Source organism: Nostoc sp. WHI, assembly GCF_015714725.1.
In the GTDB taxonomy this organism is placed as follows: Bacteria; Cyanobacteriota; Cyanobacteriia; order Cyanobacteriales; family Nostocaceae; genus Nostoc.
The window spans coordinates 1-6465 of sequence record NZ_WBKM01000199.1; the positions used below are offsets into that span (position 1 = coordinate 1).

General features: G+C 38.7%; 4 protein-coding genes and 1 pseudogene. 4 read left to right on the plus strand and 1 reads right to left on the minus strand.

Going from position 1 to position 6465, the window contains the following annotated elements; translation table 11 throughout:
* A partial coding sequence (locus F8S12_RS20035; protein ID WP_196517844.1) for an IS1634 family transposase occupies window positions 1–918 on the plus strand: 918 nt, incomplete at its 5' end.
* Between the two features lie 217 nt (window positions 919–1135).
* Here F8S12_RS20035 and F8S12_RS20040 read toward each other — a convergent pair.
* Window positions 1136–1846, minus strand: a pseudogene (locus F8S12_RS20040) (IS982 family transposase); the annotation flags it as partial.
* Between the two features lie 237 nt (window positions 1847–2083).
* Between F8S12_RS20040 and F8S12_RS20045 the strand changes: the two are divergent.
* The 3 genes from F8S12_RS20045 (at window position 2084) to F8S12_RS20060 (ending at window position 6131) form a co-directional block, all read left to right on the plus strand.
* Window positions 2084–2887 carry a ParA family protein gene (locus F8S12_RS20045; RefSeq protein ID WP_196517846.1) on the plus strand — a complete coding sequence of 268 codons (804 nt, stop codon included), beginning with the start codon at window positions 2084–2086 and terminating at the stop codon, window positions 2885–2887.
* A 3-nt stretch (window positions 2888–2890) separates the two neighbouring features.
* Window positions 2891–4042 (plus strand): ParB/RepB/Spo0J family partition protein, encoded by a 1152-nt coding sequence (locus F8S12_RS20050; protein WP_196517847.1) that lies wholly within the window; start codon window positions 2891–2893, stop codon window positions 4040–4042.
* Between the two features lie 1126 nt (window positions 4043–5168).
* Complete coding sequence (locus tag F8S12_RS20060) at window positions 5169–6131, plus strand: ParM/StbA family protein (protein ID WP_196517848.1); 963 nt, start codon at window positions 5169–5171, stop codon at window positions 6129–6131.
* Window positions 6132–6465: the final 334 nt, after the last annotated feature.

Below are 6465 nucleotides of genomic sequence, written 5' to 3' on the forward strand. Positions count from 1 at the left end.
TATAGCGAAAGCAATTTAAAATTAATGTCGAATATGAAGTGGATAAGTCGAGTCCCCATTACCATTAAAAAAGCCAAAAACTTAGTAAAAGCATTGAGCAGCACCGAACTGAAACCAAGTGAATTAAAAGGATATAGCTATCAAGAGTCCAAAGTAACTTATGGTGAAATAGAGCAAAGATGGTTATTAGTTGAAAGTGCAGAAAGAAAAAAATCAGACATCCAGAAATTAACCCAAAAAACCTCAGAAGAGTTCTTAAAAGTCAGCAAACATCTAGTGAAGTTAGCCAAAGATGAATTTACACAGCCATCTTTAGCTGAAATAAAAATTCAAGAACTGGCTAGCCAATTAAAATATCATCAAATATCCGAATTAAAAATTACCTCCAAATTAAATAAAAAGCAAACAGTAGTTTATCAAATATCAGCTAGACTCGCAGAGAATCAGGAATTAATCACCCAGCATCAAAACTCTTGTGGTCGATTTATTTTAGCAACCAATATTTTAGAGGTGGCCGAGTTAAAACCCTCAGAAATCCTCAGAATCTATAAAGAACAGCAATCAACAGAAAGAGGATTTAGATTTATCAAAGACCCGTTATTTTTTGCCGATAGTCTGTTTGTGAAGAATCCAGAAAGAGTAGAGACAATGATGATGTTAATCTCATTATGTCTATTAGTTTATAATTTAGGACAAAGACAATTAAGAATAGCCTTAAAAACCCAAAAAGCTACAGTTAAAAATCAACTGAAGCAAGACACCCAATCCCCTACAATGCGTTGGATATTTCAATGCTTTCAAGGGATTCATCTGATGATTACACAAGACTGGTGTAGGATTCTGAACTTAACGGAGTCACGTTATCGAATCCTGCAATTCCTACCTTTACCTTGTCAAAAGTATTATTTATTATCTTAGTTATTAGCTCTCTAATTTAGTATTATTCAGTCTTGTTTTTCTATAACTGATTGAATAATTCAAATTAATATTGTTGTCTAATAAGCTTTTTTACACAATAAAAAAGCTGGAATTTTGATGTAGATAATTTATTTATTTTCTGGTTACTTGATTATTCAAATTCTAATTTTGCATTTTCTGTTCATGTAGTTTACTTGTGCTACTTATTGAAGTGCGGAATGTGGGTTAATAAACCTTCAAAAGCTTTTGGCTGTTGTTTTAGTTGGTTAGCTCGTTTTGGGGTGAAAATCTGATTGCCTGTAGTTTGGAAAATATCGTTCTGCCATTGGCCACCAATAAATCCTTTGAAAGCCTTGATGCGACAGCCACGAACGCACTCTAAAACTGATTCGGCGGCTAGACGTTCATCAGTACTGGCGGGTACTAAAGAGTAAACCAGGGGTATGCCGTTGAGAGTACTGATGAGTACCAATTTGTAGCCAAAGTAATTCATTTTTCGACTGGCACACCAGCCATAATCGGCACTGCCAGTAAAATCACTTTGACGTTTGTCTCGTTTGTAGCCAACTACTGGTACTGGTTTTGTATCTAACAACAGGGTGCGCTCAAAAATTGCCCCCAATTCCAGAACCCAGAAACGTCTTAATTCTTCGAGCATTCCTTCCAAACGTCTGGCTCGCCGATTGAACTGGCTTTGGTCTAGCAGTTTTGGGAACAGGCTCAAGTAGTTTGCTCTGAGGAAACCTAAAAACTGCTGTTCTCCTGGGTATGGGAAAAAATCCATTGCTACCAACAACGTTAACATCTCACTATCGGTGAATCTTGGTGATGGACCTGGCAATAACAGTACATAACGATAGCCTTTTTGCTGATACCAGTCATCTACCAGTACAAAAATTGTTGTCAACAGGGTCGAACCGTCTACCATATTCATTGGGAGGCCTCAAGCTTTGGTGTAGTTACCTTTATCTTGCGGTTTCCCCTTCTTTTTTACTACCCCAACTCACATAAGCCGTTGCAAGTAATCATCTATTTTGATAGCAATCCTTGTTAGAGAAATCGGAAAAATGATATAACATTATCTCAAAATTATTCGCCCAAACTGATATAACGTTATCTCATGACTTGGAGTCGGAAATATAGTAATCAAGAAAGAGAAAAAATTATGCCTGCCAATTTGACCCTTTCGATTGAGACAAACGCTGGAGGAGTAGCGAAAAGTACTATTTCGTACAATCTTGCGTATGAGTTGGGCGTTCGTGGCTATTCAGTGGCACTATTAGACATCGATCCTAACGAATCATTGACATTATTTTGCGGATTAGGAGAATTTAAAACACAGGGAACAATGGCTAATGTTTACGAGCCAGACTTCAATGGGAACTGGCCCTTAGTTACAGCTTGGCAAGGTAAGATTGATAAAATTCAAGTTTGTAAAGGCGGAAAAGAATTACACGAAACAATTCGGGCAGTTTCAAAGGATCTGCGTGGAGCTTATACTCTTGCGGATCGGTTGAGTGATTACCCCTTATCTCACGATTTTGTAATTATTGATTGTCCTGCAACATTAGAGCCTTTACCACTGACTGCTCTTGCAGCTTCTAGCCACGTGTTAATTCCCATTCAACCTGAATACAAGGCTTCTCAAAGTGCTGCGGCGATGATTGAGTGGTACTATTTCAACTGCAAGCGGCTGAGATTGAAACCGACTCCGAAAATATTAGGTATAGTTCCTACTCGTTGGAAAAGTGATTGGGGAGCGCATAGAAGTATTGTTGAGGAACTTCCCCTGGTCTGTAAAAATTTGGGAATTCAGTATTTTAGCCCAATTCGAGAATCAGCGGATATTCTTAATGCTTCTGGTAGAGGGCTACCTCTGGGAATTTACAGACCCGGCAAAGAGGCAAGAGGAGATTTTATGCCAATTGTTGATGCACTAGTTCAAGAACTTAAGCTAATAAGAGGTTAATCGATGACAAAATTAAACAAACCGAGTGTACTTGGAATGTTTGCTTCTGCTGCTGATTCACAACAGATATTTGGGCTTGAAGAACGAGTAGAAGATTTACAGGCAGAGATTACAAGATTAAAAGATGAACAAGCACAGGGAAAGCTTGCTGAAGAAGAACGTACACTCCTCAATCAAACTATTGAAGACCTACGAGAACATTTGAAAGCATCTGGAATTTTTAAAATTCACTATAGTGAAGTAAGACCCAATCCGAAACAAGCAAGGCAAACATTTACTTCGGATAGTATTCGGAGTATGGCTGTTTCCATTAGAGAGGAAGGGCAACAACAGCCGATTATTTTACTACCGGGAAATCTCATTTTTGATGGAGAACGGAGATGGAGATCAGTTGCAGAAGAGTTACAGCCAGAAATTGAAACATTGGATGCAGTGATGCTTCAGAAAGTTCTTTCTGAAGAGGAATTACATGCACGCACTTTATTAACTAGTCTTCACCGAGAAGGCTTGAATGAGCTAGATTTAGCCGAAGGTTTGATTCAACAGGCTAAGTTAGCTTTGGAATTTGAACAGGAAGAAGTCGTTAGAGCACTTAGGAGAGCAATAGCTAGATTAAACGCAAAAAAACTGTTGCCCCAATTAACTGAATTGGTTATTTTAACTAGAAAAGAGCAGTCAGAAGGCATTAAAGCATTTAATTTAGACGAAATAGAACAAAGTATTCTTCTGTTATTACTACGTTTTCAACAAAATCCAGCATCAGTAGATGCAAATGTCTTTCCTTGCTTACGGCTTTCAGAAGACTTAAAAACTGCGATTAGACAATCAGGACTTGGTGCAAACCATGCCCGTTCACTCCAAAAACTAAATTCTAAAAATTTAAAAATTGAGGAAACTAAAGCTCTGAAAATCCGACAAGATGCTACATCACAAGTTTTGCAAGAAAGGCTAACAGTCGCTCAAACTCGTTTTCTAGTTGCCCAAACTATTGCTGAACATGCTCCTGAAACAAAACCTAAACCAAGTCATCAAATCAGTTCTCTAATTCGAGATGTCTCAGCAACTAAGGTCGAAGATATCCAGCAAGAGCAACTGAGAGATTTATTGGCTGTATTAGAAGCTAAGGCAAAAGAGATTCGGAAAAAGTTGGACTAATACTATCTCGTTTGACTTAGTTTACTGAACCGGAGATGTCCATGTAATCTATGAGTGCCTATCTAAACTACTCAAATGGCTTTCGCCTGAATCCCGGAGAGTCAAACCAGAATTATCAGCCGAACGGTTTTAATATGTGAGATTTCTAGACTGCGACAAAGCAGTGAGCCGAATTATATTTGAATGCTGACACTGCCAAGAGGGGATACTTTGTGAGTTTACGGGTGAGCCTGTAGTTGGAGAATATAATGGACGGACTTCAATCATCCAAGTTAAAGTTCAATGCCCCAACTCTGAGCAAACTGCTATTAGACTGAGTACGGGAGAAGTGCTTTCTACAATAGCGATTCCTTCTCCTTGGATATAAATAGGTTTCAAGAAACCAAATAATCTTTAATTTGCTCTTGCTCACCTCGTAAAGCTTTCATTCCTTGTCCATTAGCAGAGCGTACCTTGGAATTCTTGTGTAGACAATCTCTTACTCTGGCAATAGCCTCGGAAAGCGACCAATTTCTCGTAGGTAAATTCCAACTGTATCAAAGCTCTGGCTAGACATCTGACGGGAAGCTAATTTAATAACAAAGACATTGACAGTAAAGTATAAATCAAACAGTCAACCATTTCAGAGGGTGTAGGGAACCCACGTTTTGAAACGCGGGATTGAAGCAAGGATGCTTTGTATCTCGCGCTATCCGTCTCGAAACAAATATTTGTTTAAGTGGGCTTTAGACCCACAACTAAAGTTCTTTATTCCTTCTTCTCTACACCCCACCCCCTTTTTTTGTAAGTTTATTTCTACTGCGTTGATAGAAAAGATTTCAAAAATTGCTGATGGGGGCTATATGGGGGCTATATGTACCCCAAAGATAGTTTAGAGCTTCGATGAGAATTTGACACCTATATGGAGTATTCTTAGGGGCTAAGTGGGGTACAAAGTGTCATCTAAGCAAATATACCCCACTTAGCCCCCAAGGGGTTATGATAAGCTCTTGAGGTTAGAGAAGGAAGGGGCAGAGTTCTGGGGAAAGACTCATAGCAAGTTATTCTTCTCTCCCCTGCTTTCCTGCTCCCCTAGATAATCTGAACAGATAACTTTCAAAAATCAAAACGTATTGACTTGATCCCTATGTCAAACATTCACATCTTGCAAAAAATTTTTCCTGCTGGCTTTGATAACGGTTATGGAAGCCTAAAACTTTTAGTCGATGGCTTTGAAGTAGTTCGTGTGCCGAGCTATATAACCAATGCCGACATGGAGGATGTACCCGGACGAGTAGTTTTTAACGGTAGTGCCTACACAGTTGGAGAATCAGCTTTCCGCACAGGTTATCATTTTGACCGGAACACCGATAATAATGAAAACAAAGTCAATAATGCGTTGTTGACATTATTCGGTGCGTTGGCACATCTGCCACACCGTAAGGCTTGGCACTTAAAATTAGTCGTCAGCTTACATGATGTTGCTCTGGCTGATGAATTGCAAAAAGTACTAAATGGAGAATATCAGCCAATACTTGCTGGGAAACAATCAGATGTAAAGGTAGAAGTGCTGAAAGTTGTGCTAGAGGGAATGGGTGCATTGTTTGGGCATCAACTACCGAAAAAATTAACCATTTTAGACTTTGGCAATGGAACGACTCTGTATTCTCGTTACAACCAAGGGAAACGAGAAGTTCACACCGCCTACCCCATCGGTGTAGAAGTTCTCATTGATGATATTTCCCAAAAAATGAAACATCTAAATGGCGGAAAAATCGGGGATGCTTCCAAGATCCGGTTTTGTCTGGAAATGGGACATACCAAGTACAGCCGTGACATCGATATCAAAGATATATACAGTGCTTGTTTGAAAGATTGGTATGAAAAATACTTGAAGAAAGTGGTGAATTTGACACTTGATGCCAAGCACCAAGGGGATGAAATCTGGGCGATAGGTGGAGGTTGCCTCTTACCTGGATTTAAGAAGCTCTTAGAAAAGAACGGTTTCAAAATTCTCGACAATCCAGTGGAAGCTAATGTTTTTGGGCTTCTAGAAATGGCAAAAACCATTATCAGCAAGAATTCACCAAATACATCTGGGAAGTTATAACAATGGGGAGCAATGCGATTTTGTGAGGTCGGACAAAAAAAGTGCGATCGCTAAAAATTATATTCAAGTACGGAGTGATTTTATTTACAAATAAAATATTGATTCGCAGGAGAATTCATCTTGATGAGATATCTCAAAAAGATTGCTAGTAAGTCATTTGACGATTATTTCCCAAAATATCTGTAACAAGCCTTTGATATTTAGTATCAATTACAGCAACCAATAGCTAAAGATGAGAACGCAAGTATAAAATTAATCAAGCAGTTTGAGGTTTAATAAAGGAATTAAAGATAGAAATACAAAAATTATCCCAACTTCCAGCTATCCATTGACA

What these genes read in the sequence shown, in the direction of transcription:
- F8S12_RS20045 (WP_196517846.1), top strand. Translation starts at nt 2,084, where the DNA reads ATGCCTGCCAATTTGACCCTTTCGATTGAGACAAACGCTGGAGGAGTA.
- F8S12_RS20050 (WP_196517847.1), top strand. Translation starts at nt 2,891, where the DNA reads ATGACAAAATTAAACAAACCGAGTGTACTTGGAATGTTTGCTTCTGCT.
- F8S12_RS20060 (WP_196517848.1), top strand. Translation starts at nt 5,169, where the DNA reads ATGTCAAACATTCACATCTTGCAAAAAATTTTTCCTGCTGGCTTTGAT.